Raw genomic sequence first — 26,034 nt, 5'->3', positions numbered from 1 at the left:
CCCGCCATTGCGACCTACGCCACATACTGTCATCAGTGTTACCTGAATCGCACTTGATATCCAAGTTAGGTGGTCAGGTGGCCTTTGCGCAACAGGTTGACCGGCACTTTTTTGGGACAAACGTGCAGTCCGATCATGATTTGGGTCCCAATCAGCCCGTTTGCTCCACGTCAACGTCAATTACGTGGTCGGGCCCTTCGTGGTGTTCGGGCGAGCACCCCCGCCGTCGGAGTCGGCTTGATGGCGGTGGCCCGCTTCTCCCGGCTTCGCCGTGCGTGCGAGCACCGCTAGTGTGTTAGCCATGTCGGAGCGTCCCCCGACCGGTCCTACGGTGCTCAAACTGGCCGGGTGTTGTCTGCTCGCCGCCGTCCTGCTCGCGGCGCTGCTGTTTCCCGTTGCCGGCGGGATCGGCCTGATGTCCAACCGCGCCTCGGACGTGGTGGCCAACGGGTCGGCCCAACTGGTCAGCGGAGATGTCCCCGCGGTGTCGACCATGGTGGACGCCAAGGGCAACACGATCGCCTGGTTGTACTCGCAGCGCCGGTTCGAGGTGCCCAGCGACAAGATCGCCGACACCATGAAGCTGGCGATCGTGTCCATCGAGGACAAGCGGTTCGCCGAGCACAGCGGGGTGGACTGGAAGGGCACGCTGACGGGGCTGGCCGGCTACGCGTCCGGGGACATCGACACCCGCGGCGGCTCCACTCTCGAGCAGCAGTACATCAAGAACTACCAATTGCTGGTGCTGGCCCAGACCGATGCCGAAAAGCGCGCCGCCATCGAGACCACCCCCGCGCGCAAGCTCCGGGAGATCCGGATGGCGCTCACCTTGGACCGGACGTTCACCAAGCCGCAGATCCTCACCCGGTACCTGAACCTGGTCTCGTTCGGCAACAACTCCTTCGGCGTCCAAGACGCCGCCCAGACCTACTTCGGTGTCGATGCCGTCGACCTGAACTGGCAGCAGGCCGCGCTGCTGGCCGGCATGGTGCAGTCCACCAGCACCCTCAACCCCTACACCAATCCCGAGGGCGCGCTGGCGCGACGGAATCTGGTGCTGGACACCATGATCGAGAACCTGCCCGCCGAGGCAGACGCGCTGCGGGCGGCCAAGCAGGAGCCGCTGGGCATCCTGCCGCAGCCCAACGAGCTGCCGCGAGGCTGCATCGCGGCCGGGGACCGCGCCTTCTTCTGCGACTACGTGCAGGAGTATCTGGCCCGGGCCGGAATCAGCAAGGAACAGGTGGCCCGCGGCGGCTACGTCATCCGCACCACGCTGGACCCCGACGTGCAGGCCCCGGTCAAAGAGGCCATCGACAGCTTCGCCAACCCCAACGTGCAGGGCGTCGCCAGCGTGATGAGCGTGATCAAACCGGGCACCGACTCCCACCCGGTGCTGGCAATGGCCAGCAACCGCACCTACGGGCTCAACGCCGACGTGGGCGAAACCATGCGACCGCAACCGTTCTCCCTGGTCGGCGACGGCGCCGGTTCGATCTTCAAGACGTTCACCGTCGCGGCGGCACTGGAGATGGGCATGGGTATCAACGCCGATCTCGAAGTCCCCGGCAGGTTCCAGACCAAGGGCATGGGCAGCGGCGGCGCCAAGGGCTGTCCCAAGGAGACCTGGTGCGTGGTCAACGTCGCCCCCTACCGGTCACCGATGAATGTCTCGACCGCACTGGCGACCTCGCCGAACACCGCGTTCGCCAAACTCATCTCCCAGGTGGGGGTGGGCCGCACCGTAGACATGGCGATCAAACTGGGTCTGCGTTCCTACGCCGATCCGGGCACCGCCCGCGACTACGACCCGGACAGCAACGAGAGCCTGGCCGATTTCGTCAAACGCCAGAACCTGGGCTCGTTCACCCTGGGCCCGATCGAGGTCAACGCGCTGGAGCTGTCCAATGTCGCCGCCACGTTGGCCTCCGGCGGGGTCTGGTGCCCGCCGAACCCGATCGACAAGGTCTTCGACCGCAACGGCAACGAGGTGGCCGTCGCCACCGAGACCTGCGAACGCGTGGTTCCCGAAGGCCTGGCGAACACCCTGGCCAACGCGTTGGGCAAGGACATCCAGGGCGGCGGCACCGCGGCGCCCGCAGCCGGGTCGGTGGGCTGGGATCTGCCGATGGCAGGCAAGACGGGCACCACCGAGGCGCACCGCTCGTCGGGTTTTCTGGGCTTCACGAACCGCTACGCGGCCGCCAACTACGTCTTCGACGACTCCAGCTCGCCGTCCGACCTGTGCTCGTTCCCGCTGCGGCACTGTGGGGACGGCGACCTCTTCGGCGGTAACGAGCCGGCCCGGACCTGGTTCGCGGCGATGAAGCCGATCGCGACGGACTTCGGCGACGTCATCATGCCGCCGACCGATCCGCGCTATGTGGACGGCGGTCCCAACTCCCGGGTGCCCAGCGTGGTCGGCCTCGAGGTCGACGCCGCGCGCCAGCGCATCAAAGACTCCGGCTTCCAGGTCGCCGACCAGCCGAACTGGGTCAACAGCAGCGCCCGATCGGGCGCGGTGGTGGGAACATCGCCCAGCGGGCAGACCATTCCCGGGTCGATCGTGACCATCGAGGTCAGCAACGGCATCCCGCCGCCACCGCCGCCGCCGCCGGAGGGCATGCCGCCGCCGGTGGGGTCGACGGTCGTGGAGATTCCGGGGCTGCCGCCGATCACCATTCCGCTGCTGCCTCCCCCGGCACCGCCGCCGCCGCCGTAGCCGCGGTACCGAAGTCGGGCAGTAGTCTGAATCCCATGGTCCCTTCACCCGCCCTGACCCGGTCCGTTCTCGCCGCCTCGGCGGCGTTGGGACCGGCAGCACTGGCCGTCGGCTACGGCGCAGTCATCGAGCGCAACGCGTTTGTGGTGCGCGAGGCGACGATGCCGGTGCTGGCCCCCGGATCGTCTCCGCTGCGGGTGCTGCACATCAGCGACATCCACATGCGGCCCGGCCAGCGCCGCAAGCAGGCCTGGCTGCGGGAACTGGTGCGCCTGGAACCCGACCTGGTGGTCAACACCGGCGACAACCTGGCGCACCCCAAGGCGGTGCCGGCGGTGGTGCAGGCCCTGGGCGATCTGCTGTCGGTGCCGGGCGTGTTCGTGTTCGGCAGCAACGACTACTTCGGGCCGCGGCTGAAGAATCCGGCGAAGTACCTGACCAAGCCGACGCATCGGATCCACGGCGTCCCGCTGCCCTGGCAGGACCTGCGGGCGGCGTTCACCGAGCGCGGCTGGCTGGACCTGACCCACAACCGTCGCGAGTTCGACGTGGCCGGGCATCGCATCGCGGCGGCCGGCGTCGACGACCCGCACATCGAGCGGGACCGCTACGACACCATCGCCGGCCCGGCCGACCTGACCGCCGACCTGCGCCTCGGTCTCACCCATTCGCCGGAACCACGCGTGCTCGACCGCTTCGCCGCCGACGGCTATCAGCTGGTGATGGCCGGCCACACCCACGGCGGTCAGCTGTGCGTGCCGTTCTACGGCGCCCTGGTGACCAACTGCGGGCTGGACCGCTCACGGGCCAAGGGCCCGTCGCAATGGGGCGCCCAGATGCGGCTGCACGTCTCGGCGGGGATCGGCACCTCGCCGTTCGCGCCGGTGCGGTTCGCCTGCCGCCCCGAGGCCAGCCTGTTGACCCTGGTGGCTGCACCGACCGGCGGTGACGACTCCCGGCTCACCCGCGGCTCGACCCAGCCTTCCGTCTCGGCCCGTTGACCGAACGGTTTGCCGACCACCAGCATCCCCGCCGCTGGGCCGACAATGCGATCCGCCTGATCGAGGCCGACGCGCGGCGCAGCGCCGACACGCACCTGCTGCGTTACCCGCTGCCGGCTGCGTGGGCAGGCGAAGTCGATGTGGCGCTCTACCTCAAAGACGAGTCCACCCACATCACCGGCAGCCTCAAGCACCGGCTGGCCCGCTCGCTGTTCCTCTACGGGCTGTGCAACGGCTGGATCGCCGAGGGCACCACGGTGGTCGAGGCGTCGTCGGGCTCCACGGCGGTGTCCGAGGCCTATTTCGCGGCCCTGCTGGGCCTGCCGTTCATCGCGGTGATGCCGACCGCCACCAGCGCGTCGAAGGTGGCCCTGATCGAGGCGCAGGGCGGCCAATGTCATTTCGTGGCGCATTCAGCCGATGTGTACGCCGAAGCGGCGCGCATCGCCGCCGACACCGGTGGGCACTACCTGGATCAGTTCACCAACGCCGAGCGGGCCACCGACTGGCGCGGCAACAACAACATCGCCGAGTCGATATTCGACCAGATGCGCGACGAAACCCACCCCGTCCCGGAGTGGATCGTGGTTGGTGCCGGTACCGGCGGAACCAGCGCGACGATCGGCCGCTACCTCCGCTACCGGCGGCACCCGACCCGGTTGTGTGTGGTGGACCCGGAGCATTCGGCCTTCTACCCCGCCTACACGCAATGCCGGTATGACCTGGTGGTCGAGGGGTCGTCGCGCATCGAGGGCATCGGCCGGCCGCGGGTGGAACCGTCGTTTCTGCCCGACGTCGTGGACCGGATGATCCAGGTGCCCGACGCCGCCTCGGTGGCCACCGCGCGGCACGTCAGCGCCGTCTTAGGCCGTCGGGTGGGCCCCTCGACCGGGACCAATGTCTGGGGGGCGTTCGCGCTGCTGGCCGAGATGGTTGCCACCGGCCGGAGCGGATCGGTGGTCACGGTGCTGGCCGACAGCGGTGATCGCTACGCCGACACCTACTACGACGACGACTGGCTGGCGCAGCAGGGGGTCGATCCGACCGGTCCCGCGGCGGTATTGGCCGAGTTCGAGCGATCCTGCCGGTTCGCCTTCGCCTGAACCCGCTGCTCGGCAGCGTCGGGGTTGGTGGCCGCGAGCCACAGCGCGGCCAGAGCGAAGAATCCGGCGTACACCGCTCCGCCTAACAGCGTCATGATTTGACTCCCTTTGCACTTAAATCCTGGTTACACAGTCTGGCCCAGGTCGGCCCCGGTTTTCAGCCCCCCACGCCGGATTGTGGGGCGTTTCATGGCGCTGCGGCGTCCGTGACCCAGACCTCGCCCGGCGGTGGTTGCGCGGTATCGGGCGAACGCGGGGAAGCCGCGCCCAGCCGTGGCTCTCACCAGCCGTTTGGGTGAGCGGCGGGCCGGTGCGATACGCTGTCGTGGCTTCACACGGGGTGTGGCGCAGCTTGGTAGCGTGCTTCGTTCGGGACGAAGAGGTCGTGGGTTCGAATCCCGCCACCCCGACTCAGGTTCTAGGTAGAGGGCTCTGACCGGTCAATCCGGTCGGGGCCTTTTTACGTTGGGGTACGCCAAAGCGGTCCACCGGCTGTATCGGCCGTAGACAATGTCGATCGTGGACTTCGCGATGCGCTACGACCGGTGGTATCGCCCGCTGGCGACCGTGCTCGGCCTGGGTCCTCGCCGGGCGAGCATCCGGGTGGCCGACGGGTTTCTGCAGGTCCGCAGCGGCTGGGCCTTCGCCATGGACATTGCGCTGAGCAACATCGATTCCGCGCGGCCGGCGCCGGAACGCATGTGGGGCTGGGGCGTCCATCAGGCGTGTAACGGCTGGCTGGTCAACGGTTCGCGTGACGGCCTGGTCGAGATCCTGTTGGGTCAGCCCGTCAAGCCGACGAAGGCGCCCACAGCCGGCCTGTTCAACAGGCCGGTTCGCCGCCTCTACGTCAGCGTCACCGATCCCGATGCGTTCATCGATGCTCTGCTGAGCCGGCCGTTGCCGAAGACCGGTTCCTAGAGCCGTTCCCGGACCGCGGCCGAGAGCCGAGAGCCATCGGCCTTGCCCGCGGCGATCACGGTGGCGGCCTTCATCACCTGGCCCATGTGCTTCATGTGCGGCCGCTCCCCGATCTCCTCGGCCACCTGCGCCAGAGCGGTGTCGACGACGTCGGCCAGTTCGGCTTCGGTGAGCGGCGCAGGCAGGTACTCGTCGATGATCCGGGCCTCGGCGTGTTCCTGGGCGGCCAGTTCACCCCGGCCGTTCTGGGTGTAGATCGCCGCGGACTCCGCACGCTTGCGGGCTTCTCGGGCCAGGACCTTCAAAACGTCTGCGTCCGTGAGTTCCCGGGCCTGCTTGCCGGAGACCTCTTCGGCCTGGATCGCCGACAGCAGCATTCGCAGGGTCGCCGTGCGCAGTTTGTCCTGCGACTTCATCGCCGTCGTCAGATCCGCCCGCAACTGGGATTTGAGTTCCGCCATGCCGTATAACGCTACGCTCAGCCACATGGTGAATACGCCGCCGCCCGGCTATCCCGAGCCTGGGTTTCCGCCTCCCGGCTACGGCCCGCCGCCCGGATATGGCCCCCCGTTTCCGGGCTACGCCACGCCTGGGGCTATGGCCCCTCGCCCATGGGCTACGGGCCCAATCCGGGATACCCGCAGCCCGAACTCAAACCGGGCATCATTCCCCTGCGCCCGCTGAGCCTGACCGACATCTACAACGGCGCCGTCGGCTACATTCGGGCCAATCCCAAGACCGTGCTCGGTCTCACCACCGTCGTTGTGGTGGCCACCCAGGTCATCAGCGGGATCGCCATGTACGGCCTGCTGACGTCGATCGGCGCCTTGGATTCGGGTCGATCGTCTGCGGAACTCTCCGGCGGTGACGTGCTGGTGTGGCTGACTGGTTACGCCGGCGCCGGCATCGTGACCGCGCTGGGCACCATTGTGATGACCGGAATGCTGACGGTCGTGGTCGGGCGCGCGGTATTCGGCTCACCCACCACCATCACCGAAGCCTGGGACACCGTGCGGGGCCGCTTCGGCCCGCTGATCGGGTTGACCGCCCTGGTCGGTTTGGCCATGGTGCTGCTGTGCGGCTTTGTCGCGGTGACCATCGCGTTTGCCGCAGGTGTCGGCGGGACCGGCGCCGCGGTGCTGATCGGCCTGCCCATGGCGCTCGCTTTGATCGCGGCACTCGGTTACGGCTACGTAGTGCTGGTCTTCGCCCCGACCGTGATCGTGCTGGAGCGTCAGCCGATATTCGAGGCGATGCGGCGCTCGTTCTTCTTGGTGCGCAACAGCTTCTGGCGGGTGCTGGGCATCCTGGCGCTCACCGCCCTGATCACCGCCCTGGTCAGCAGCGCGGTCGCGTTTCCGTTCAACATCGTCGGGCTGGTGGCCAGCGACGGCGCGGACGCCCTGGCCGGCGGTGCGCAGTTGAGCCTGTTCACCCGGATCGGCGCGACGATCGGTCAGATCATCGTGCTGCCGTTCACCGCCGGCGTTTCGGTCCTGCTGTACGCCGATCGCCGTATCCGGGGCGAGGCATTCGACTTGGTGCTGCGAACCGGCGTAGCCAGCGGGTACGTCGGGGGATGGTCCGACAACCTGTGGCTGACCCGGCCGCCCGGCTGAGGAGCCCCGGGTGCCCATCGTCGACGTCGACCGGGAGACCGCCCGCGAGGCGGCCGAACGTGAACTGGCAAAACCGATGTACCCACGGCCGTCACCCAAGGATCAGCTCCTTGACTTCATCGAGACTCTGCTCCGGCGCCTGGTGGTCACAGGAGCGGAGCTGCCCGGCGGCTGGTTCACCATCAGCCTGTTGCTGATACTCCTCGCGGCGGCCGTGGCCGCTGCCATCCACGTCACTCGGCGGATGCTGCACGACGGCCACCGCGACGCCGCGCTGTACGGCCCGACGCAGCACAGCGCCGCCGAACACCGGGCCACCGCGCAACTTCATGCCGCCGCCGGTGACTGGGGCGCGGCGATCCGGCACCGACTGCGAGCGGTGGCCCGCGAACTCGAAGAGGCCGGGCTCATTCGCCCTGCCCCCGGCCGGACCGCGACCGAACTGGCCCGCGACGCCGGCGCGGCGCTACCCGGCCTGGCCGGTGAACTGATGCGGGCCGCCGAGACGTTCAACGATGTCAGCTACGGCGAACTGCCCGCCACCGCCCAGGGGTATCGGATCGTCGCGGACCTCGACGATCGGCTACAGGCCATGACCCGGGTCCGGCAGTACCGGTGACGACCATGCGGCGAACGTGGCTGTGGGCGGCACTGGCCCTGGCGGTGATCGTCGTGGTCGCGGCGGTGGGCGCCTACCTGACCGCGCAGCGGCCCGGCGGCCGGATGGATCCCAACGCCACCGGCCCGGACGGCGCGCACGCGTTGGTCGCCCTGCTGCGTCACCGCGGCGTCGAGGTGATACCCGCGGGCACCGTCGATGACGTCGTCCGCCAGGCCCGTCCCCACGGGCTGGTGCTGGTGGCCCGGACGCCGCGCATCGCCGATGACCAGCTGCTGAACCGGTTGGCCGGGCTGCCGGGCGACCTGCTGCTGATGGCACCGGACGCCCCGGCCCGCCGCATCCTGGCCCCCGGTATTCGGTCGGGTCCCGCTCGAGCGTTCACCCACCAGCCGGATTGCGGCCTGCGGGAGGCCAGACGGGCGGGGCCGGTCGACCTGCGGACCACGCAGACCTACATCGCCCTCCCGGGTCAGCCGGTGGACAGCTGCTACGACGGGGCGCTGGTGCGCTACCGCCAGGGCAAGCGGACCGTCACCGTGGTCGGCAGCGATTCCTTCATGACCAACGCCGACCTGGCTCGGGAGGGCAACGCGGCGCTGGCGATGAATCTGGCCGGTACCGCCGACCGCCTGGTTTGGTTTGCGCCCCAGCATGTTCAGGGAGCCCGTTCGGGGCAGACCGAGCTCGCCGATCTGATCCCGTCGAACGTCCGATGGCTGGTGTGGCAGCTGTGCGTCGCCCTGGCACTGACAGCGCTGTGGAAGGGCCGCCGCCTCGGTCCGCTGGTCGCCGAACAGCTGCCCGTCGTCGTGCGCGCATCCGAGACCGTCGAGGGCCTTGGCCGGCTCTACCGCGCGCACCGGGCACGCGACCGAGCCGCGGCCGCCCTGCGCGCCGCGACGCTGCGCCGGCTGACGCCGCTGCTGGGACTGGGGCCGGGTCCCGCGCCGTCCGCGGTGGTCGCCGCAGTGGCGCCGCGCGTGGGAGCCCATCCGGACTGGTTGTGGCACTTACTGTTCGGCCCTCCCCCGGACTCCGACGACGCCCTCGTCGCCCTGGCCAATGCACTCGATGACATCGAAAGGCAGGTCACCTACTCGTGACTCACACTCCTGCAGACAATCCCGCGGCTGCCGCGGCCCGTGAAGCGCTGGCGGCGTTGCGCAGCGAAGTCGCCAAGGTGGTGGTCGGCCAGGACGCCGTGGTCAGCGGCCTGGTGATCGCCCTGCTGTGTCGCGGCCATGTGCTGCTCGAAGGTGTGCCCGGTGTGGCGAAGACGCTGCTGGTCCGCACCCTGAGCGCAGCGTTGCAGCTGGACTTCAAGCGGGTCCAGTTCACTCCGGACCTGATGCCCGGAGACATCACCGGATCGCTGGTCTATGACACCCACACCGCCGAGTTCGCGTTCCGTCCCGGCCCGGTCTTCACCAATCTGCTGCTGGCCGACGAGATCAATCGCACCCCACCCAAAACCCAGGCGGCGCTGCTGGAGGCGATGGAGGAAGGCCAGGTCAGCGTGGATGGCTCGACCAAACCGCTGCCCGATCCGTTCATCGTCGCCGCCACCGCGAACCCGATCGAGTACGAGGGCACCTACCGGCTGCCGGAGGCCCAGCTCGACCGGTTCCTGCTCAAGTTGACGGTGCCGCTGCCGGCGCGCGAGGCCGAGATCGACATCTTGTCTAGGCATGCGCACGGCTTCGACCCGCACGACCTGTCCGCCGTGACGCAGGTGGCCGGAGCGCAGGACCTGGCGGCGGGCCGCGACGCGGTGCGCCAGGTGCTGGTGGCCGACCAGGTGCTGGGCTACATCGTCGATGTGGTCACCGCGACCCGGCATTCACCCGCGCTGCAGCTCGGGGTCTCGCCGCGCGGCGCGACCGCGTTGCTGGCCACCTCGCGATCATGGGCGTGGCTGTCGGGACGCAACTACGTGACCCCTGACGACGTCAAGGCGATGGCCCGCTCGACGCTGCGTCACCGGGTGATGCTGCGCCCCGAGGCCGAACTCGAAGGCGCCACCGCCGACGGCGTTCTCGACGCCATCTTGGCCTCGGTTCCGGTGCCGCGCTGGTGATTCTGACCGGCCGCGCTGCGTTGATCGCACTGCTGGGCGCAGTGCCGGTTGCGTTGGCGCCGTGGCCCGCGGCGGCTTTCGTGCTGCTGCTGAGCGGTCTCGCGGTGGCCGTGGTGCTCGATATCGCGTTGACGACAGATCCCGCGGCGCTGCGCATCGAGCGGTCCATGCAGGGCGCGGTCCGGCTCGGCCAGACAATGACCACCTCGTTGTGGATTGTCAACGGCGGCCGCCGGTTCCGCGGGCAGATCCGGGATGCGTGGCCGCCCAGCGCCTGTGCCACCCCACGCTCGCAGCCCCTTGTGCTGGCGGCCGGCCAGCAATGTCAGTCGGTCACCGAACTGCGGCCGAACCGCCGCGGTGATCAGCGCGCCGCCCGAGTCACTGTGCGATCTCTGGGTCCGCTGGGCCTGGCGGGCCGGCAGCGTTCCCGGCAGGTACCCGGGCAGGTGCGGGTGCTCCCGCCGTTTCTGTCCCGCCGGCATCTGCCGGCCCGGCTGGCCCGGCTGCGGGAGGTCGACGGAAATCTGCCGGCGCTGGTGCGCGGTCAGGGCAGCGAGTTCGACTCGCTGCGCGAATACGTCGCCGGCGACGACGTCCGCTCCATCGACTGGCGCGCCACCGCGCGGCGATGTGATGTGGTGGTGCGCACCTGGCGACCCGAGCGCGACCGCCGCGTCGTGATCGTCCTCGACACCGGCCGGACATCCGCCGGCCGGATCGGGGTGGACCCGACCGCGCGCGACCCGGCGGGCTGGCCGCGGCTGGATTGGTCGATGGATGCCGCACTCCTGCTGGCCGCGTTGGCATTGCGCGCCGGTGACCACGTCGATCTGCTCGCCCACGATCAGGTGACGCGGGCCGGGGTGTTCGGGGCGTCCCGGACCCGGTTGTTCGCCCAATTGGTCGATGCGATGGCGCCGCTGCAGCCGGCACTGGTCGAATCCGACGCCGCGGCGATGGTGGCCACCCTGGCCCGCCGGGCACGTCGCCAGAACCTGGTGGTGCTGTTGACCGATCTCAACGCCTCCGCCCTGGAGGAGGGCCTGCTGCCGGTGTTGCCGACACTGACGCTCGCACACCAGGTGATCGTTGCCGCGGTCGCCGATCCGCGCGTGGAACGGTTGGCTCACGGACGTGGCGACGCGGCCGCGGTCTACGACGCGGGCGCCGCCGAGCGCGCCCGCAACGACCGCCATGCCGTGGCGTCGCGGTTGCGGCGCAGCGGTGTGCACGTCATCGATGCCCCGCCCGATGAGCTGGCGCCCGCGCTGGCCGACGCCTATCTGGCACTCAAGGCCGCCGGCCGGCTTTAGCGGTCGCCATCGGGGCAGCGGGGCACCGCCATCCAAGTCAGCGGGTGGGGACGATATCGGGCGCGTCGGCGATGTCGCCCGACTCGCCGGCGGCCACCGCCCTGCGCCCGAACACCACCACGTATGCCAGGAACCCCGCTTCTACCAGCACACCGATGCCGATCCGCATCCACGTCGGCAAGGGCGACGGGGTCACCACGGCCTCGAGGAACCCGGCCACGGCGAAAACCACCACCAAGCCGGCGGCGACCGCCACCACCGCCCGGCCCTGTTCGGCGAGCACCTGGCCGCGGGGCCGATCGCCCGGGGCGATCACCGTCCAGCCCAGGCGCATCCCCACCGCCCCGGCGAGGAACACCGCTGTCAGCTCCAACAGACCATGCGGGGCGAGCAGACCCAGCATGAAACCGCCGCGGCCCGCGTGGAACATCAGCCCCAGAGCAACCCCGACGTTGGCGGCGTTGGCGAACAGCATCACCGGGATCGGCAGGCCCAGGAGAACCGAGAAGGCGATGGCACGTGCAGCCACCCAGGCGTTGTTCACCCAGACCTGCAGGGCAAACGACGCCGCCGGGTGATCGCTGTAGTAGGCGGCGAAATCGTGGCTAACCAAGCGATCGATCTCGGCGGGCGTACCGATCAACGCCTGGACATCGGGATTGCCGGCCACCCAGCAGGCTATGAGCGCTGAGACCGTGAGAAACGCCACCGCGGTTGCCAGCCACCATCGCCACGCCCGGTAGGCCACCACTGGAAACGAGACCGTGACGAAGCGGGCCAATTCCGAGGCCAGGGGGGCGTGGGCACCGGTGACCGCGCCCCGCGACCGCGCCACCAGGCTGGAGAGCCGGCCGATGAGCGCCGCATCCGGCGACGATGCCCGCACCACCGACAGGTGGGTCGACACCCGCTGGTAGAGGTCGACCAGTTCGTCCACCTCGGCACCGGTGAGCCGCCGCCGACGCTTGACCAGCGTTTCCAGCCGCTCCCAGGTCGGTCGATGGGTCAGCACGAACGCGTCGACATCCACATTGCCGAGCCTAGCGGCGGGCACGCCGACGGCACCGGTTCGCGAGTAGCGTCAAGGCTATGTCGTATCGCAGCCCTGAGCTGGTGACCGGCGACGCGGTCGTGCTCGACATCGCGATTGCGCAGCTGCCGGTACGCGCGGTCAGCGCGGTGATCGACATCGGTGTGGTGCTGGTGGGGTACGTCTGCGCGATCGTCCTGTGGGCCAGCACCCTTGGCCGGTTCGATGATGCGCTGACCACCGCGATCATGATCATCTTCGCCGTCTTGCTCCTGGTCGGTTACCCGGTCACGATGGAGACGGTCACCCGGGGGCGCTCGCTGGGCAAGATGGCGATGGGACTGCGGGTGGTTTCCGATGACGGCAGCCCGGAACGCTTTCGGCAGGCACTCGTGCGGGCGCTGGCTGCGGTCATCGAAATCTGGGCTCTCACCGGCAGTCCCGCGGTGGTCTGCAGCCTGCTGTCGCCACGCGGAAAGCGCCTGGGCGACATCTTCGCCGGTACGGTGGTCGTCAGCGAACGCGCTCCGGCGTCGGCGCCGCCGCCGGTTATGCCGCCCGGGCTGGCCTGGTGGGCCTCGACCCTGCAATTGTCGGGACTTCGTGCCGAATCCGCGGAGCTGGCAAGGCAGTTCCTGGGTCGCGCGGCACAACTGGACCCGCATACCCGGCAGATGATGGCCTACCGGATCTCCGGGGAGGTGCTCGCGCACATCTCTCCGCCGCCGCCCCCGGACGCCCCGCCGGAGCTGGTGCTGGCCGCGGTGTTGGCCGAGCGGCATCGACGCGAGCTGACGCGGCTGCAGGCCGTGTCGTCCGGCCCGTATTTTCCGGGGCCGCGGGCACCCTGGCCGCCACCGAACGTCGGCGGATTCTTTCCCCCGAACTGACGGCGATTGCCGCGATCCGTCAGTGCGACCGGTCAATGCATCAACAGCGGTGCAGCACCTGTTCCATCGCGGCCTTTTCGTTGGATGAAACCCACAGTCGGTAAACCGTTTTGACCGCGACCTGGCGCGCCACGAATTCGCATCGGAACGCGGTGTTCGTCGGCAGCCAGCCGGCCGCGTCGCGAAACGCCTTGTCGAAGTTCGCCTGTGCGCTGACGGCGAGCAGGTTTCGCGGGTCGTTGGCGAAATCGCGGCGGCGCCGGTCGTCCCAGGACCGCGCCCCTTTGTACCAGGCGTCGGCCAGCGACACCAGATGGTCGACCTGCACAGTCTGGGATGTCTCCGGGCCACGGACGAATGCGATGGTCTCCCCGGAGTACGGGTCATGCAGGATGCCGCTCTGCACCAGGCAGGTGCCCCGCCGCAGTTCGATCCGAGCCAGATCGCGGCGCAGGATATCGTCGCGGGTGTTACAGCCGTTGTGGCCGAGCTCGACGTCGACATCGTCGCTCCACCGCTCACCGAACCGGTAGCGCTTGAAGTCCTGCTGCCGATCCCATGCCTTGACCGGGAGCGTTTGAAGCATCCGACGAGCGTCGTCGTAGCCCGGGTCGGGTGTCACGCTCGGCGCAGGCGAAACACCTGAGGACCCGGGGCCCGGTGGCTGCCAGCCCCCTGCCGTCCCCTCGCGCTGGTACCACGCCCAGCCGAGCGCCGCCGCCACGACCAGCGCAACCAGCGCGGCGGGCACCCACCGCCTGGGTGCGGCCATTCAGGGAAGCTCGACCCAATCCAGCGTGCGCTGCACAGCCTTTCGCCATCCGGCGTAACCCTCGGCGCGCTGCTCGTCCGACCAGTTCGGCGTCCAGCGCTTGTCTTCGCGCCAATTGGCACGAAGGTCCTCAGGCCCCTTCCAGAACCCGACGCCGAGTCCGGCGGCATAGGCCGCACCCAGTGCGGTGGTTTCTGGCACCACCGGCTTGACCACGTCGACGCCGAGCACATCGGCCTGAATCTGCATGCACAGGGCATTGGCGGTGATACCGCCGTCGACCTTCAAAACGCCAAGGTGCACACCGGAGTCGGCTTCCATCGCCTCAGCCACGTCCCGGCTCTGGTAGCAGATGGCCTCCAGGGTGGCCCGGGCAAGGTGCGCGTTGGTGTTGAACCGGGACAGCCCGACGATCGCGCCGCGCGCATCGGACCGCCAGTACGGCGCGAACAGTCCGGAGAACGCCGGCACGAAGTACATTCCGCCGTTGTCGGCCACCTGGCGCGCCAGTGTCTCGACCTGCGTGGCACCGCTGATGATCCCCAACTGGTCGCGCAGCCATTGCACCGCGGATCCGGTGACAGCGATCGACCCCTCGAGCGCGTAAACGGGCTTGGCGTCGCCGAACTGGTAGCAGACCGTGGTCAGCAGGCCGTTGTCGGAGCGGACGATCTGCTCACCGGTGTTGAGCAGCAGGAAGTTTCCGGTCCCGTAGGTGTTCTTGGCCTCGCCCGCCGACAGGCACACCTGACCGACCATGGCGCTCTGCTGATCGCCGAGAATCCCGGCGATCGGTACTTCGCCACGTATCGGACCGGTGCTGGCGGTGACAGGGTGCCGACGCCGCGTCGATGACGCCGTGATGCGCGGCAGCATCGACCGCGGGATGGAGAACAACGCCAGCAGCTCGTCGTCCCAGTCCAGCGTTTCGAGGTTCATCAACATGGTGCGGCTGGCGTTGGTGACGTCGGTCTGGTGCACGCCTCCGCGCGGCCCCCCGGTCAGGTTCCACAGCACCCAGCTGTCGCAGGTGCCGAACAGCGCGTCGCCGCGTTCGGCATCGGCGCGCACCCCCTCGACGTTGTCCAGAATCCATTGCAGCTTGCCCGCGGAGAAATAGGTAGCCGGCGGCAGGCCCGCCTTGCGCCGGATCACCTCGCCGTGGCCGTCGCGCTCAAGTGCCGCCGCGATGCCGTCGGTGCGAGTGTCCTGCCAGACGATCGCATTGTGGTAGGGCTGGCCGGTCTTTTTGTTCCAGACCACCGTTGTTTCGCGCTGGTTGGCGATGCCCATCGCCGCCAGATCCGACGCGTGGAGCTTGGTGGTGTTGAGCGCCGAGACGAGCACCGCCGCGGTGTGGTTCCACAGTTCGAACGGATCGTGCTCCACCCAGCCCGCACGCGGCAGAATCTGCTCATGCTCGAGCTGGTGACGGCCCACTTCGGCGCCGTCGTGGTCGAAGATGATGCAGCGGGTGCTGGTGGTGCCCTGGTCGATCGACGCGACGAAATCGGCCAAGTCTGACTCCTGTCCCTGTCCCTACCGGTGCTGGTCGGTGCCGCGTCCATCATGGCCCAGGTTGTCCGCTCGAGTGGCGGTACGAGCCAGGATCGCGGCGGCCGTGCCCACCAGCGCACAAAATTAGGCTTTATTCACGAAGCCATCAGTTGCTATTCATTCACCCAGACGCATATTTCGAGATATCGCGAGTAGATGTCATGTTGGTGAACAAACGGTGTCGCAACGCCGCCGATGAGTTCGCTGCACAGCCCGCCGCGAACCCCCCGCGTGCAGGTCAGAACTGAATCCGGAGGATCAATGGACGTCGTCCTTGGTGTGGCACTTGCGTCGAGCGAACCCACCACCATCCACACCGTCCTGGTCTGCGGCGAACGCGGGGACGGCGTCACCCTGCAAGAGCTCAGCATCGACGTGCCCTCCGAGAATTCCGTACGGTTCGCCGCCGTCGACGCCTTGATCGCGGCGATCCTGCAGGCCCGCGACACCGCCGAGGCGGCCGGTCATCACCTGGTATCGACCGGGGTTACCGCGACTGACGCACTGGACGCAGCCGCCCTGAGTTCGCGGCTTTCCAGTGGTGCCCTCGCCGGCATGGAGAACGTTGCGCTGATCTCCCCGGTGCTTGCGGCGGCGAGCCTGACCCACAATCTGGGCCAGACGGTCGGCTGCGACCGGATGGGCCTGTTGTCCGTGGAGCCGGAAGCGGCCACCCTCGCCATGATCGACTGCACCGACGGCACCGTCACCCGGATCTTCCGCCAGCACCTCGACGACGGCGACGCCACCGCCGCGGTCGACACCGCTGCCGACCGCCTGAACGCGGCGCCGACGTGCCCGGACGGCCTGTTCCTGATCTGTTCCGAGGGCGATTCGACCGCGCTGCGGCCGCGGCTGGAGGCGACCATTCCCCACGAGGTGTGCGAGCCCGAGCAGCCCCACGCGGCCCTGGCTCGGGGCGCGGCGCTGGCCTCAGTCCGCCTGATCGGTGCCGGCACGCCTACCTCGGCCGCGGCGCTGGCCTACACCCGAGAACCCGCGTCCGATGCTCTGGGCCTGAGCTACTACGACATTCCCGGTTTCGCCGCCGATGACATGGCGTACAGCGCTGTTCCCGACGAGGAGGCCGAAGCCGTCACCGAAATCCTGCCGCCCGCGGATCAGCCGCCCCGTCGCCCGCTGCTGGTGGCCGGTGCGGCGCTGGCGTCGGCCACCTTTGCGGCGGCATCGGCGCTGATGGTGGCGATGACGCTGGATATCACCCCGAACCTGGTTGCGTTGCGGCCGGAACTGGGCCGGGCGTTGACCATTCCGCACCGGGCACCCAACCTTCAGGTGCCGGCCAGCGAACCCTTCGGGGGAGCACCTCCGGTGATGGGTCCGGCGCCGGCGAACCCGATTCCGCTTCCGCCGGTGGATCTCCCGGCGCCGCTGGACCTGCCGGGGACGCCGGACCTGCCGGCGGCGGTCCCCGCGAGCGTCCCATTGCCGGGGCTGCCCGCACCGATCGCGGTTGCCGCGGAGGCAATGATGGGGCCGGCGTCCGTGCCGGCCCCGGTGTTCGACCCGCCGGTGGGGCTTGCGGCGCCGGCGGTACAAGCTCCCTTGCCGTTCCTGCTGGCGCCGCTCCCGCGGCCGGCCCCGCACCGGCCTGTCCTTGCGGGCCTGTCCGGCTTGTCATTCCTGCGGGGGTTGCCCGGGAAGAAGCCCGCGGCGCCAGTCCCGCCGGTGGTGCGACCCGATCCTCCGGAGGTCAATCCGCAACCCCCTATCGAGCTGCCCGACCCTCCGGTGGTCAACCCCAACCCGCCAGTCGTCGTGCCCATTCCGCCGGTCATCAAACCCAACCCACCGATCGAACTGCCCGACCCGCCCGTGGTCAAACCCAACCCCCCAGTCGTCAAACCCATTCCGCCGGTCATCAAACCCAACCCACCGATCGAACTGCCCGACCCACCCGTGGTCAAACCCACTCCCCCGGTGATCAAGCCGGACCTTCCCGTGGTCAAACCCAACCCCCCGGTGATCAAACCGGACCTTCCCGTGGTCAAACCCAACCCCCCGGTGATCAAGCCGGACCTTCCCGTGGTCAAGCCCAACCCCCCGATCCAATTGCCCGACCCGCCGGCCAACGTGCCGAACGTCCCGATCACGTTGCCGGAGTTGCCGGTGAAGCTGCCCGACCCGCCGGCCGCGGTTCCCGACGTGCCGATCAAGCTGCCCGAGGCGCCGTTCCAGCTGCCCAGCCCGCCGGTGGCCAACCCGAGCCCGCCGCTGCAGCTGCCGAACCTGCCTATCGCGCCGCCGAACCCGGCTCCGCCCGTCGGCCTACCGGCCCTTCTGGCACCCAACGCGCCGATCTTCCCGGGGCTTCCGGCGATCCCGGCGCCGAGCGCGCCGGCGATGCCGGCGGCACCCAGCATTCCGGCGTTCAAGCCGCCGGCGCTGCCCAGCCTCCCGGCGCCCAAGTCCCCGGCGCTTCCGGCCCTGCCGTCACTTCCGGCACCCCAGGCGCCTTCGCTGCCCTCGCTTCCCGCGCCGGCCGCGCCCTCCCTGCCTAAGCTGGGCGGCGGCAATCCGGGCGGTATCTTCGGCGGCGGCAAGCCCGGCGGCATCTTCGGCGGCGGCAAACCCGGCGGCATCTTCGGCGGCGGCAAACCCGGCGGCGGGCTGTTCGGCGGCGGCAAACCCGGCGGCGGGCTGTTCGGCGGCGGAGGCGGCGGGCTGTTCGGCGGCCGCGGCGGCGGCCTGTTCGGCCACTAGCACCGTAGGTGCGGCACTCAGCCTGCGCCCGCGCCGCCGGCCAACGCCGCCGCGAACACCTCCAGGTCCGTTTGGGTGGCGTCTATGTGGGGTGAGATCCGCAGCACGGGAGCGGTGAGTTCGCCTGGTGCGCGTTCGAGGCCGGCCGCCGTGGTGACGATCCCGTGCTCGGCGATCAGCCGCGCACGCACCACCACCGGGTCGGCGCCGCCGAGCGGGGCCAGGGTGGTGATGGCGCTCGGTTCGTCGTCAGGTTCGACCACCCGCCAGTCGGGCAGCTGGGCCAGCACGCGGCGGCTGCGGGCGCCCACTGCGGCCAGCGCGGTGCGCATCGCTGCGGGGCCGGCTGTCAGGTATTCCCCCAGCGCTACGCAGAACCCCACCTGTGCCGCCACATTTACGTCACCGGCCGCCGGTCCCGGCGCCACCAGTTCGGCCAGCTCGGAACGAACCGCCAGGGCTCCGACGCCGCGCGGACCGGCAAGCCACTTGCGTGACGACGAATAGACGGCGTCCGCCCCGACCGCACAGTCGATCTGGCCCAGCGCCTGCGCGGCATCCACCACCAGGGGAATGCCGAGCCCGCGGCACATCTCGACCATCTCAGCCAGCGGCTGAACCAGCCCCCGGTGACTGCCGATCGGGGTCAGGTGTACCAGATCGGGTGGGGCGGCGCCCAGGGTTGCTGCCGCTTCGTCGAGCAGCAGCCGGCCGGCCCGGTCCACCGGCAGCATCCGCCGGGTGAAACCCTGGGCGGCCATCACGGCCAGATTGGGCCCGTACTCGCCGGGCAGGCAGGCCAGCGTGCGATGAGTGCCCGGCCAACGGGACAGCAGTATCTCCAGCGCGTTTCGCGAGCCGGTGGTGAACACCACCGCGCCGTCGGGGATGCCGGTCAATGCCGCAAAGGCTGCCCGGCCGGCATCGAGCACCGGTGCGGCCGCCTCGGCAGCTACGTAGCCACCGACCTCGGCTTCGTGACGGGCGTGGCGGGCGGCGGCATCCAGCGCTGCGTAGCTCTGCCTTGAGCAGGCCGCGCTGTCCAGGTGCAGTCCCGCGGCCGGTGGGCGCGCCGCGCGCCAGGTGGCGGCCAGGCTCATTTGATGGACAGTGACAAGCCGAAATCACCGGCGGTGTCGGTCCACCACCGGCGGCGCCGCAGTCCCGCGGCGGCCAGCTCCGCGGCCACCTGGTCCGGGTGAAACTTGCAGGACACCTCGGTCAGCATCTCCTCGCCCGCGGCGAAGTCGACAGCCATGTCCAAGTCCCCGATGGCCACGTGCTGCGCGCTGCGGGCACGCAGCCACATCTCGACGCGCTGTTCGCTGCGGTTCCACCGCGCCACATGGGCGAAGGCATCCAGATCGAAGTCGGCATGCAGTTCGCGGTTCACCACCGCGAGTACGTTGCGGTTGAACTCCGCGGTGACGCCGGCCGCATCGTCGTAGGCGCGCAACAGCCTGTCGGTGTCCTTGACCAGGTCGGTGCCCAGCAGCAGGGCGTCGCCGCCGCGCATGACGGCCGCCAGATCCGCCAGGAAGTCAGCACGTGGTCCGGGTGTCAGGTTGCCGATGGTCGAACCCAGGAATACGAACAGCCTTACGCCGCCGTCGGGGATCTGCGCCAGATGATGTTCGAAGTCGCCGCAGACGCCGTGCACCTGCACCCCGGGATAGTCGCGGGCGATCGCCTCCCCGGCCGTCTCCAGCACGCCGGCGTCCACATCGAACGGGACGAACCGTTGCAGCGTCCCGGTGTCACGCAACGCATCCAGCAGCATGCGGGTTTTTTCCGAGGTTCCGCTGCCCAGCTCCACCAGGGTGTCCGCGCCGGACAGGGCCGCGACCTCCGCGGAACGAGTCCGCAGGATCTGCGCCTCGGCGCGGGTGGGATAGTACTCGGGCAGTCGGGTGATCCTGTCGAACAGCTCGCTGCCCATGTCGTCGTAGAACCACTTGGGCGGCAGGGACTTCGGGATCTGCACCAGCCCGTGCCGGACGTCTTGCCGCAGCGCGCTGCGAGCCGCGTCGGCAGCCAGGTGATTGGCGATCGAGACGGTCACGGGGCCGTGTCCAACGCGGTGAGGCGGACCTCGCCGCCGGAAGTCTCGATCAGATGCCGGTCGGGTATGTCCACCCAGCGGGGGTCGTCGTCGTAGGGCTCACTGGCCAGCACGACGCCGTCCGCACTGCGCAACATCGACAAGGTATCCCCCCAGGTCGTGGCCAGCATCCGAGTGCCGTTGGCGGCCAAGATGTTCAGTCGGGCCTGCGGGTCGGACGTGCCCACCTCGGCGACCACGGCACCCAACGACTCGACCCCGCGTTCGAATATCGCCGCGGCCAACAGTGCACTGTCGCAGACCGATTCCGCCGCCGTGACGCCTGGTAACGCCGTGCGGTCGACCACACCGTTGTGCGACAGCAGCCACGTGCCGTCGGTGAAGGGTGCGGTGGCACTGGCCTCGATGGGCATGCCGACGGTGGCCGAACGCACCGCGGCCACGACGCAATGGCTGGCCAGCGCCGGGGCCACCGAGGCGAACGAGGTGTCACCCCACAGCGGTGCCGCGCTGCGCCAGCGACGCGGCGTCGCGCCGTCGAAAAAGCCCGCGCCCCAACCGTCGGCGTTGAGTAGGCCGTGCTTCTGCCGCCGCGGCGCATAGGACTGCACCAGCAGCCCGCATGGCGGTTGCAGGACCAGCTCGGCCAGTGTTCGCGGCCGTCCCAGCCAGCCCAGGTGCCGGCACATCAGGCGTCCCAGGCCAGTCGCACACCGGCGAAGATCTGCCGCCGGTAGGGGTGGTCCCAGTTGCGGAAGCTCGGCCGCAGGATCTCGCCCGCAACCGCCCACGATCCGCCACGCAGAACCCGGTAGTCGCCGCCGAAGAACGGCTCGGAATACCGCTGGTAGATCATGGGGCGAAAGCCGGGCCACGGTTGCAGGGGCGAACTGGTCCACTCCCAGACATCGCCGAGCAGTTGTTGGGCTCCGTAGGCTGAGGCCCCGTCCGGGTATGCCCCCACCGGCGCCGGACGCAGCGCCGTCCCGCCCAGGTTGGCCAGTGCGGCCGACGGTTCGGCGCTGCCCCACGGATAGCGCCGGCGTGTCGCGGTCGCCGGATCCCAGGCACAGGCCTTCTCCCATTCGATCTCGGTGGGCAGCCGAGCGCCGGCCCATGCCGCGTACGCCTGCGCCTCGAAGTAGCTGACATGCTGGACCGGTTCGTCGTCTGGCAGCTCCTCGGTGTGACCGAACCGTACCCGAGACCGCAGGTCGGGACACCAGAACTGCGGCGCCGTCAGCCCGGCCTCTACGCAGTGGCGCCAGCCGCGCTCGCTCCACCAGTGCCGTTGCCGGTAGCCGCCGTCGGCGATGAATGCCCGCCATTCCCGGTTGGTCACCGGCACCCGTCCGATCCGGAACGCCGCCACCTCGACACGGTGCGCGGGGCGCTCGTTGTCCAGCGACGAGGGCTCGTGCTCGGCGTCGACGCCGAGCACGAATTCGCCGCCGGGCACCAGCACCGAGGTGCCCGCAAGATCGGGCCGGCCGGTGGGCACTGCGCCGCCCGCGCCCAGCACGGGCACGCCGGCACGCAGGTTCAGCGCCTGCAGCATGGTCTCGTCGTGCTGGTGCTCGTGGCTGAGCACCATGGCCAAGACGAACCCGTCCCCGTTCTCATCGGACAGCGCACCGATCTTGTCGAGAACTTTGGAACGCACTGTGGCGCAGTACTTCCGGGCCTGCTGCGGCGCCAAGAGCGGCAGGTCGACCCGACTGACACGCGGGTGGGTGAAGGCGTCGTAGAGGCCCTCGACATCCGCGGGCAGCATGCCCGGCCGTGCGGGATCTCCCTCGCGCAGCAGCCACAGCTCCTCCTGCTGGCCGATGTGCGCCAGGTCCCACACCAGCGGGCTCATCAGCGGGTCGTACTGGCGCAGCAGCTCGGTGTCATCGAGGGCCACGAGCGCCAGCGTGCGCTCACGCGCCCGCGTCAGGTCGCGGACCAAGGTTTCCCGTGCGGTCATGACTGCCCGCGGGCCAACCGGGTCACCAGCGCCGGGACGCCGGCCTGAGCCGCTTCCTGGGTGACGTCGTCGGCCGGGCAGCGGCCGCGCTCGACCATGACAGCCAGCCGATGCATCCCCTCGCTCAGCGGCTCCGGCGCCCGTTCGGCGGCCAGGCGAACGCAGTGCCCGGCGGCCGTGTGCAGCCGCGGGTCGGCCAGGCCGACTCGCGCGGCGACATCCCAGGCGGTCGCGACGGGTTCGACGGCTTCGGCGGCACTGCCGGCGGCGACCGGGTCGTCGAGCAGGGTGGCCAACATGAAGACCAGCGCCGGCCAGAGTGTGTCGCCGACGCTGTCGAGGTAACGGATCTCCAGCCAGCCCCGCGGGCGGACCGGCGGGAACAGAGTGGTCAGGTGGTAGTCGAGGTCTTCGATGCCGGCACGGCGGCCGCCGAGGCGAACCCGCCCGTCCGCCCAGTCGGCGAACGGCACGTAGCTGCTGACCGGAATCGCTTCGGGTGTGTGCACCAGCATGACCGGCGCCTTGAGCGCGTAGCGCGCCCAGTCGGTGGCGGGGTCGGTGCCCTCAAGGGCCAGGACCGGGCCGCAGCGAGCCGAATCCAGCCGGCTCCATACCCGCTGCCGAGTGGAGCACCAACCGGAGAAGACACCGCTGAGCAGCGGCGAATTAGCGGCGATCGCGACCATCGTCGGTCCCAGCGCGTGGGCCAGCCGCACCCGGTCAGCCCAGCCGGCCCGGGCGCCGGCGTCCAGATTGACTTGCACGGACGCCGTCGACGTCATCATCGCCGCCCCTGCCGAACCGGTGTGACTGGCCGCGAAGAACTGTTCCATGGCGGCGTAACGCTCGCCCGGGTTGACCCGCTCGGTTGGCCGCAGCGGGTCGGCGCCCAGTTGCACCAGACCGAGCCCGGCGTCGGCGAACGTGGACCGCAGTACCGCCTGATCGGCGGTCATCGCCTCGATCGCGGCGAGGGCGCCGTCCAGCGGCGGGCCGGAGAGCTCCACGGCGCCGCCCGGTTCGACGGTGACAACACTGCCTCCGGGCAACGCCGGCATGTGACGCAGTACGTCACCGATCTCGGCCCAGCCGGGGCGCCGGTGCGGATTGGCCGGGTCGAAGCAGTGCGCCTCGATTTCCAGGCCTACCCGGCCATGCGGGGCATCGGTGAGGCAACGTTGGATGATGTAGTCGGCCGCGTCGGCGGCACCGGACAGTTCCGGCCCGCCCAGGCACGGTTCATCGCCGCGGGACAACTGCGTCGCCGCGGCGAAACCCATCTCAACCCCTCCCCCGTCGATCCTCCCGACGCTACCGGAGTGCACCGACACGTTGTCCGGCGTTTACTGACCCAAAGAGTTCTGCATGGCGCCGGCCAGCACATTTACCGCCGGGCCGGCGTTGCCCGACTGGCAGACCTTGGCTTGCAGCAACACGTTGGCCCGCAATCGGGTCTGGTTGAAACAGCGTCGGTCGGTGCCGGCCTCCTGCTTGGTCCAGGCCGCGTCGGTTGCGGTGGCCGGTCCGCCGCCGAATGTCCAGACCTGCGTGACTCCACTGGCCAGGTGCATCGCGGTGGTGCGGCCCGAGCAGCCGACGGTTCGGTCCACGACACGGTGGTAGGCGCCGGTGGCCGCCTCGTTGCTGGCGAACACCCCCACCGCCTGCTTGACGAAATGGCCCTGATCGGTGGCCGATGTCTGGGTGACCGCGCTGTTGAAGGACGCCAGGTCAGGGTCGTTGAAGACCTCGGGCAGGCCGATATCGGCCCAGTTGTTGCACGCCGGGTCGTCGACCCAGAACGCTTGGAACGGCTCTCCCGAGACGGCTTCGAACGTCATCGGAGCACCGACGATGTTGCCCACCGACCCCCTGGGCAGTACCGCATAGGACACCACGCCCGGCTCCGAGGGGCCGGCGCCGGCCACCGGAGCGACCACCACACCCGCCGCAGCCAGGCCCAGCCCTACCCGCAGGGTTGCGGTGGCCCGCCGGCCGTCAAGCAAGGTTGGCCCGAACCCCGGTCTCGACCGCGCTCCCCAGATCGGGGTCGACGTTATGCCAGTATTCGAACACCCGCGACAGCACCGGTTCGGTGACACCCGCCGAGACGTGGCCAATGATGTTGGCGGCCAACCGCTTGCGTTCATCGTCGTCGAGAACGTCACGAACCAGGGTGCGAGCCTGGCTGAAATCGTCGTCATCGGGGCGCAGGGTGTAGGCGGCGCGCACCATATCCCCGTCGGAGTACCACCGCACTTCGGCGGCCCGGGCCGGGTCGGCCTTGGGACCGCCCATCGAGTTCGGCGCGTACACCGGGTCCGTCACGTTGACGAACCGCATGGCACCGTCCTTGGAATAGCTGTGCACCTCGACTTTCGGTGCGTTGACCGGCAATTGACTGTAGTTCGTCCCGATCCGGGCCCGGTGGGCGTCGGCGTAGGAGAAACCTCGGGCCAGCAGCATCTTGTCCGGGCTCAAGCCGGTTCCGGGAACCGTGTTGTTGGGCTGAAACGCCGCCTGCTCGATCTCGCTGTGATAGTCGGTGACGTTGCGGTCCAGCGTCAGCTTGCCGACATCGATCAGCGGGTAGTCGCCGTGCGGCCAGACCTTGGTGAGATCGAATGGGTTGTAGCGGTAGGTCTTCGCCTCCTCGAACGGCATGATCTGCATCTTCAGCGTCCAGCTCGGATGCTCGCCGCGCTCGATCGCGTCGTAGAGGTCACGCTGGTGGTAGTCGGCGTCGACGCCGGCCAGCCGGTCGGCCTCCTCCTGCGTAAGACACTCAACGCCCTGATCGCTGATGAAGTGGTATTTCACCCAGAAGATCTCGCCGGCCGCATTGATCCAGCTGTAGGTATGGCTGGAGTAGCCGTTCATCTGGCGCCAGCTTTTCGGAATCCCGCGATCACCCATCAACCAGGTGACCTGGTGGGCGGATTCGGGTGAGAGCGTCCAAAAGTCCCACTGCATGTTGTGGTCGCGCAGATTGTTGGCCGCGCGGCGTTTCTGGGAACGGATGAAGTGCTGGAACTTCAGCGGATCACGCAGGAAAAAGATCGGCGTGTTGTTGCCGACCATGTCGAAGTTGCCCTCCGTGGTGTAGAACTTGGTCGCGAAACCGCGCGGGTCCCGCCAGGTGTCGGGGCTACCCCGCTCGCCCGCGACGGTGGAGAACCGGGTCAGGGTTTCGGTCCTGGCGCCGGGCGCAAAGACCGCCGCCCTGGTGTAGCGGGTGACGTCCGCGGTGACTTCAAAATGCCCATACGCGCCACCGCCCTTGGCGTGCGGCTGCCGTTCCGGGATCCGCTCCCGGTTGAACATCGCCATCTGCTCGATCAGATAGTGGTCTTGCAACAGAATGGGCCCGTCCGGGCCGACGGTCAGCGATTCGTCGTCGCTGGGCGCCGGAATTCCGGCATCGGTGGTGGTGTGGTGCTCGGTCATCTGCTGTCTCCTCTTGCCGTTCAAGAGCTGTTGACGCAAAGCGTGTGACTAAAACCTGACGAGCGTGCTTATTTCCTTTTTCGGCCGGCCGGCTGCCGGCGCGACCGCGTGCCGTGGCCGATCAGCGATGCGGCGGGACGGACGGCTTCGCTGTCGACCGAACGGTCGATACTGCATCGTGCGGTGTGCTAGTACGGTG

22 protein-coding genes and 1 tRNA gene are annotated in these 26,034 nt (G+C 69.3%); 12 read left to right on the top strand and 11 right to left on the bottom strand.

Annotation, left to right across the window (positions count from 1 at the left end):
* Window positions 1–301 precede the first annotated feature (301 nt).
* The 5 genes from ponA2 to AWC02_RS10380 all read left to right on the top strand — a co-directional run bounded on the left by ponA2 (window position 302) and on the right by AWC02_RS10380 (window position 5,747).
* Window positions 302–2,722: a transglycosylase/D,D-transpeptidase PonA2 gene (gene ponA2, locus AWC02_RS10400; protein ID WP_085128704.1), complete on the top strand. Its 2,421-nt coding sequence runs from the start codon at window positions 302–304 to the stop codon at window positions 2,720–2,722.
* A gap of 35 nt (window positions 2,723–2,757) precedes the next feature.
* Window positions 2,758–3,723 (top strand): metallophosphoesterase, encoded by a 966-nt coding sequence (locus AWC02_RS10395; RefSeq protein WP_085128703.1) that lies wholly within the window; start codon window positions 2,758–2,760, stop codon window positions 3,721–3,723.
* A complete protein-coding gene (gene cds1, locus AWC02_RS10390; protein ID WP_085128702.1) occupies window positions 3,720–4,826 on the top strand; it encodes an L-cysteine desulfhydrase Cds1 in 1,107 nt (368 codons plus the stop codon). Before AWC02_RS10395 ends, cds1 begins: the two co-directional genes overlap by 4 nt.
* A 336-nt stretch (window positions 4,827–5,162) precedes the next feature.
* A tRNA-Pro gene (locus tag AWC02_RS10385) sits at window positions 5,163–5,236 on the top strand.
* Window positions 5,237–5,345: 109 nt separating this feature from the next.
* On the top strand, window positions 5,346–5,747 hold the full coding sequence (locus tag AWC02_RS10380) for a hypothetical protein (RefSeq protein WP_085128816.1): 402 nt from the start codon (window positions 5,346–5,348) through the stop codon (window positions 5,745–5,747).
* On the opposite strand, the gene AWC02_RS10375 is transcribed toward AWC02_RS10380, so the two are convergent.
* Window positions 5,744–6,208, bottom strand: a complete 465-nt coding sequence (locus AWC02_RS10375; protein WP_085128701.1) for a GatB/YqeY domain-containing protein — start codon at window positions 6,206–6,208, stop codon at window positions 5,744–5,746. The genes AWC02_RS10380 and AWC02_RS10375 overlap by 4 nt on opposite strands.
* A gap of 150 nt (window positions 6,209–6,358) precedes the next feature.
* Between AWC02_RS10375 and AWC02_RS10370 the strand changes: the two genes are divergently transcribed.
* From AWC02_RS10370 to AWC02_RS10350, 5 genes are read left to right on the top strand one after another with little or no spacing between them, the layout of a single operon-like run.
* On the top strand, window positions 6,359–7,366 hold the full coding sequence (locus AWC02_RS10370; RefSeq protein ID WP_237160419.1) for a hypothetical protein: 1,008 nt from the start codon (window positions 6,359–6,361) through the stop codon (window positions 7,364–7,366).
* A gap of 10 nt (window positions 7,367–7,376) precedes the next feature.
* Entirely contained in the window at window positions 7,377–7,985 is a 609-nt protein-coding gene (locus AWC02_RS10365; RefSeq protein ID WP_085128700.1) for a DUF4129 domain-containing protein, read from the top strand.
* A 5-nt stretch (window positions 7,986–7,990) separates the two neighbouring features.
* Window positions 7,991–9,091, top strand: coding sequence for a DUF4350 domain-containing protein (locus AWC02_RS10360; protein WP_085128815.1), 1,101 nt, complete (start codon window positions 7,991–7,993; stop codon window positions 9,089–9,091).
* A complete protein-coding gene (locus AWC02_RS10355) occupies window positions 9,088–10,065 on the top strand; it encodes an AAA family ATPase (protein ID WP_085128699.1) in 978 nt (325 codons plus the stop codon). Before AWC02_RS10360 ends, AWC02_RS10355 begins: the two co-directional genes overlap by 4 nt.
* Window positions 10,062–11,381 (top strand): DUF58 domain-containing protein, encoded by a 1,320-nt coding sequence (locus AWC02_RS10350; RefSeq protein ID WP_085128698.1) that lies wholly within the window; start codon window positions 10,062–10,064, stop codon window positions 11,379–11,381. The genes AWC02_RS10355 and AWC02_RS10350 overlap by 4 nt, the downstream gene beginning before the upstream one ends.
* Before the next feature lie 37 nt (window positions 11,382–11,418).
* Here the strand turns inward: AWC02_RS10350 and AWC02_RS10345 are convergent, their stop codons facing one another.
* A complete protein-coding gene (locus AWC02_RS10345) occupies window positions 11,419–12,411 on the bottom strand; it encodes a stage II sporulation protein M (RefSeq protein WP_085128697.1) in 993 nt (330 codons plus the stop codon).
* A gap of 59 nt (window positions 12,412–12,470) precedes the next feature.
* Between AWC02_RS10345 and AWC02_RS10340 the strand changes: the two genes are divergently transcribed.
* Window positions 12,471–13,301, top strand: a complete 831-nt coding sequence (locus tag AWC02_RS10340; RefSeq protein ID WP_085128696.1) for an RDD family protein — start codon at window positions 12,471–12,473, stop codon at window positions 13,299–13,301.
* A gap of 40 nt (window positions 13,302–13,341) precedes the next feature.
* Here the strand turns inward: AWC02_RS10340 and AWC02_RS10335 are convergent, their stop codons facing one another.
* Together AWC02_RS10335 and glpK are read right to left on the bottom strand one after the other, a co-directional pair.
* Window positions 13,342–14,073 (bottom strand): HNH endonuclease family protein, encoded by a 732-nt coding sequence (locus AWC02_RS10335; protein WP_085128695.1) that lies wholly within the window; start codon window positions 14,071–14,073, stop codon window positions 13,342–13,344.
* Window positions 14,074–15,591, bottom strand: coding sequence for a glycerol kinase GlpK (gene glpK, locus AWC02_RS10330; protein ID WP_085128694.1), 1,518 nt, complete (start codon window positions 15,589–15,591; stop codon window positions 14,074–14,076).
* 300 nt (window positions 15,592–15,891) lie between these two features.
* Between glpK and AWC02_RS22155 the strand changes: the two genes are divergently transcribed.
* Entirely contained in the window at window positions 15,892–18,354 is a 2,463-nt protein-coding gene (locus AWC02_RS22155; protein ID WP_085128693.1) for a DUF7159 family protein, read from the top strand.
* Between the two features lie 17 nt (window positions 18,355–18,371).
* Here AWC02_RS22155 and egtE read toward each other — a convergent pair whose 3' ends face one another.
* The 7 genes from egtE to AWC02_RS22555 form a co-directional block, all read right to left on the bottom strand.
* Window positions 18,372–19,454: an ergothioneine biosynthesis PLP-dependent enzyme EgtE gene (egtE, locus tag AWC02_RS10320; RefSeq protein WP_085128692.1), complete on the bottom strand. Its 1,083-nt coding sequence runs from the start codon at window positions 19,452–19,454 to the stop codon at window positions 18,372–18,374.
* Entirely contained in the window at window positions 19,451–20,416 is a 966-nt protein-coding gene (gene egtD / locus AWC02_RS10315; RefSeq protein WP_085128691.1) for an L-histidine N(alpha)-methyltransferase, read from the bottom strand. Before egtD ends, egtE begins: the two co-directional genes overlap by 4 nt.
* A complete protein-coding gene (egtC, locus tag AWC02_RS10310) occupies window positions 20,413–21,105 on the bottom strand; it encodes an ergothioneine biosynthesis protein EgtC (protein ID WP_085128690.1) in 693 nt (230 codons plus the stop codon). Before egtC ends, egtD begins: the two co-directional genes overlap by 4 nt.
* Window positions 21,105–22,385: an ergothioneine biosynthesis protein EgtB gene (gene egtB / locus AWC02_RS10305; protein ID WP_085128689.1), complete on the bottom strand. Its 1,281-nt coding sequence runs from the start codon at window positions 22,383–22,385 to the stop codon at window positions 21,105–21,107. Before egtB ends, egtC begins: the two co-directional genes overlap by 1 nt.
* Window positions 22,382–23,668 (bottom strand): ergothioneine biosynthesis glutamate--cysteine ligase EgtA, encoded by a 1,287-nt coding sequence (gene egtA, locus AWC02_RS10300; protein WP_085128688.1) that lies wholly within the window; start codon window positions 23,666–23,668, stop codon window positions 22,382–22,384. Before egtA ends, egtB begins: the two co-directional genes overlap by 4 nt.
* A 63-nt stretch (window positions 23,669–23,731) precedes the next feature.
* A complete protein-coding gene (locus AWC02_RS10295; protein ID WP_419179238.1) occupies window positions 23,732–24,364 on the bottom strand; it encodes a sensor domain-containing protein in 633 nt (210 codons plus the stop codon).
* A gap of 22 nt (window positions 24,365–24,386) precedes the next feature.
* The gene (locus tag AWC02_RS22555) at window positions 24,387–25,835 is read right to left on the bottom strand and encodes a catalase (RefSeq protein ID WP_085128686.1); all 1,449 of its coding nucleotides are present in this window, start codon (window positions 25,833–25,835) and stop codon (window positions 24,387–24,389) included.
* Window positions 25,836–26,034 lie beyond the last annotated feature (199 nt).

This window comes from Mycolicibacter engbaekii, assembly GCF_002101585.1.
Lineage (GTDB): Bacteria > Actinomycetota > Actinomycetes > Mycobacteriales > Mycobacteriaceae > Mycobacterium > Mycobacterium engbaekii.
Note: the sequence above shows the minus strand (reverse complement) of the source record. Positions and strands in the feature narration are given on the sequence as shown.

Bases quoted from the DNA above. Each gene is read 5' to 3' on its own strand.
- ponA2 (WP_085128704.1), top strand. From the start codon at position 302: ATGTCGGAGCGTCCCCCGACCGGTCCTACGGTGCTCAAACTGGCCGGG.
- AWC02_RS10395 (WP_085128703.1), top strand. From the start codon at position 2,758: ATGGTCCCTTCACCCGCCCTGACCCGGTCCGTTCTCGCCGCCTCGGCG.
- AWC02_RS10375 (WP_085128701.1), bottom strand. From the start codon at position 6,208: ATGGCGGAACTCAAATCCCAGTTGCGGGCGGATCTGACGACGGCGATG.
- AWC02_RS10370 (WP_237160419.1), top strand. From the start codon at position 6,359: ATGGGCTACGGGCCCAATCCGGGATACCCGCAGCCCGAACTCAAACCG.
- AWC02_RS10360 (WP_085128815.1), top strand. From the start codon at position 7,991: ATGCGGCGAACGTGGCTGTGGGCGGCACTGGCCCTGGCGGTGATCGTC.
- AWC02_RS10340 (WP_085128696.1), top strand. From the start codon at position 12,471: ATGTCGTATCGCAGCCCTGAGCTGGTGACCGGCGACGCGGTCGTGCTC.
- AWC02_RS10335 (WP_085128695.1), bottom strand. From the start codon at position 14,073: ATGGCCGCACCCAGGCGGTGGGTGCCCGCCGCGCTGGTTGCGCTGGTC.
- AWC02_RS22155 (WP_085128693.1), top strand. From the start codon at position 15,892: ATGGACGTCGTCCTTGGTGTGGCACTTGCGTCGAGCGAACCCACCACC.
- egtE (WP_085128692.1), bottom strand. From the start codon at position 19,454: ATGAGCCTGGCCGCCACCTGGCGCGCGGCGCGCCCACCGGCCGCGGGA.
- egtC (WP_085128690.1), bottom strand. From the start codon at position 21,105: ATGTGCCGGCACCTGGGCTGGCTGGGACGGCCGCGAACACTGGCCGAG.
- egtB (WP_085128689.1), bottom strand. From the start codon at position 22,385: ATGACCGCACGGGAAACCTTGGTCCGCGACCTGACGCGGGCGCGTGAG.
- egtA (WP_085128688.1), bottom strand. From the start codon at position 23,668: ATGGGTTTCGCCGCGGCGACGCAGTTGTCCCGCGGCGATGAACCGTGC.
- AWC02_RS22555 (WP_085128686.1), bottom strand. From the start codon at position 25,835: ATGACCGAGCACCACACCACCACCGATGCCGGAATTCCGGCGCCCAGC.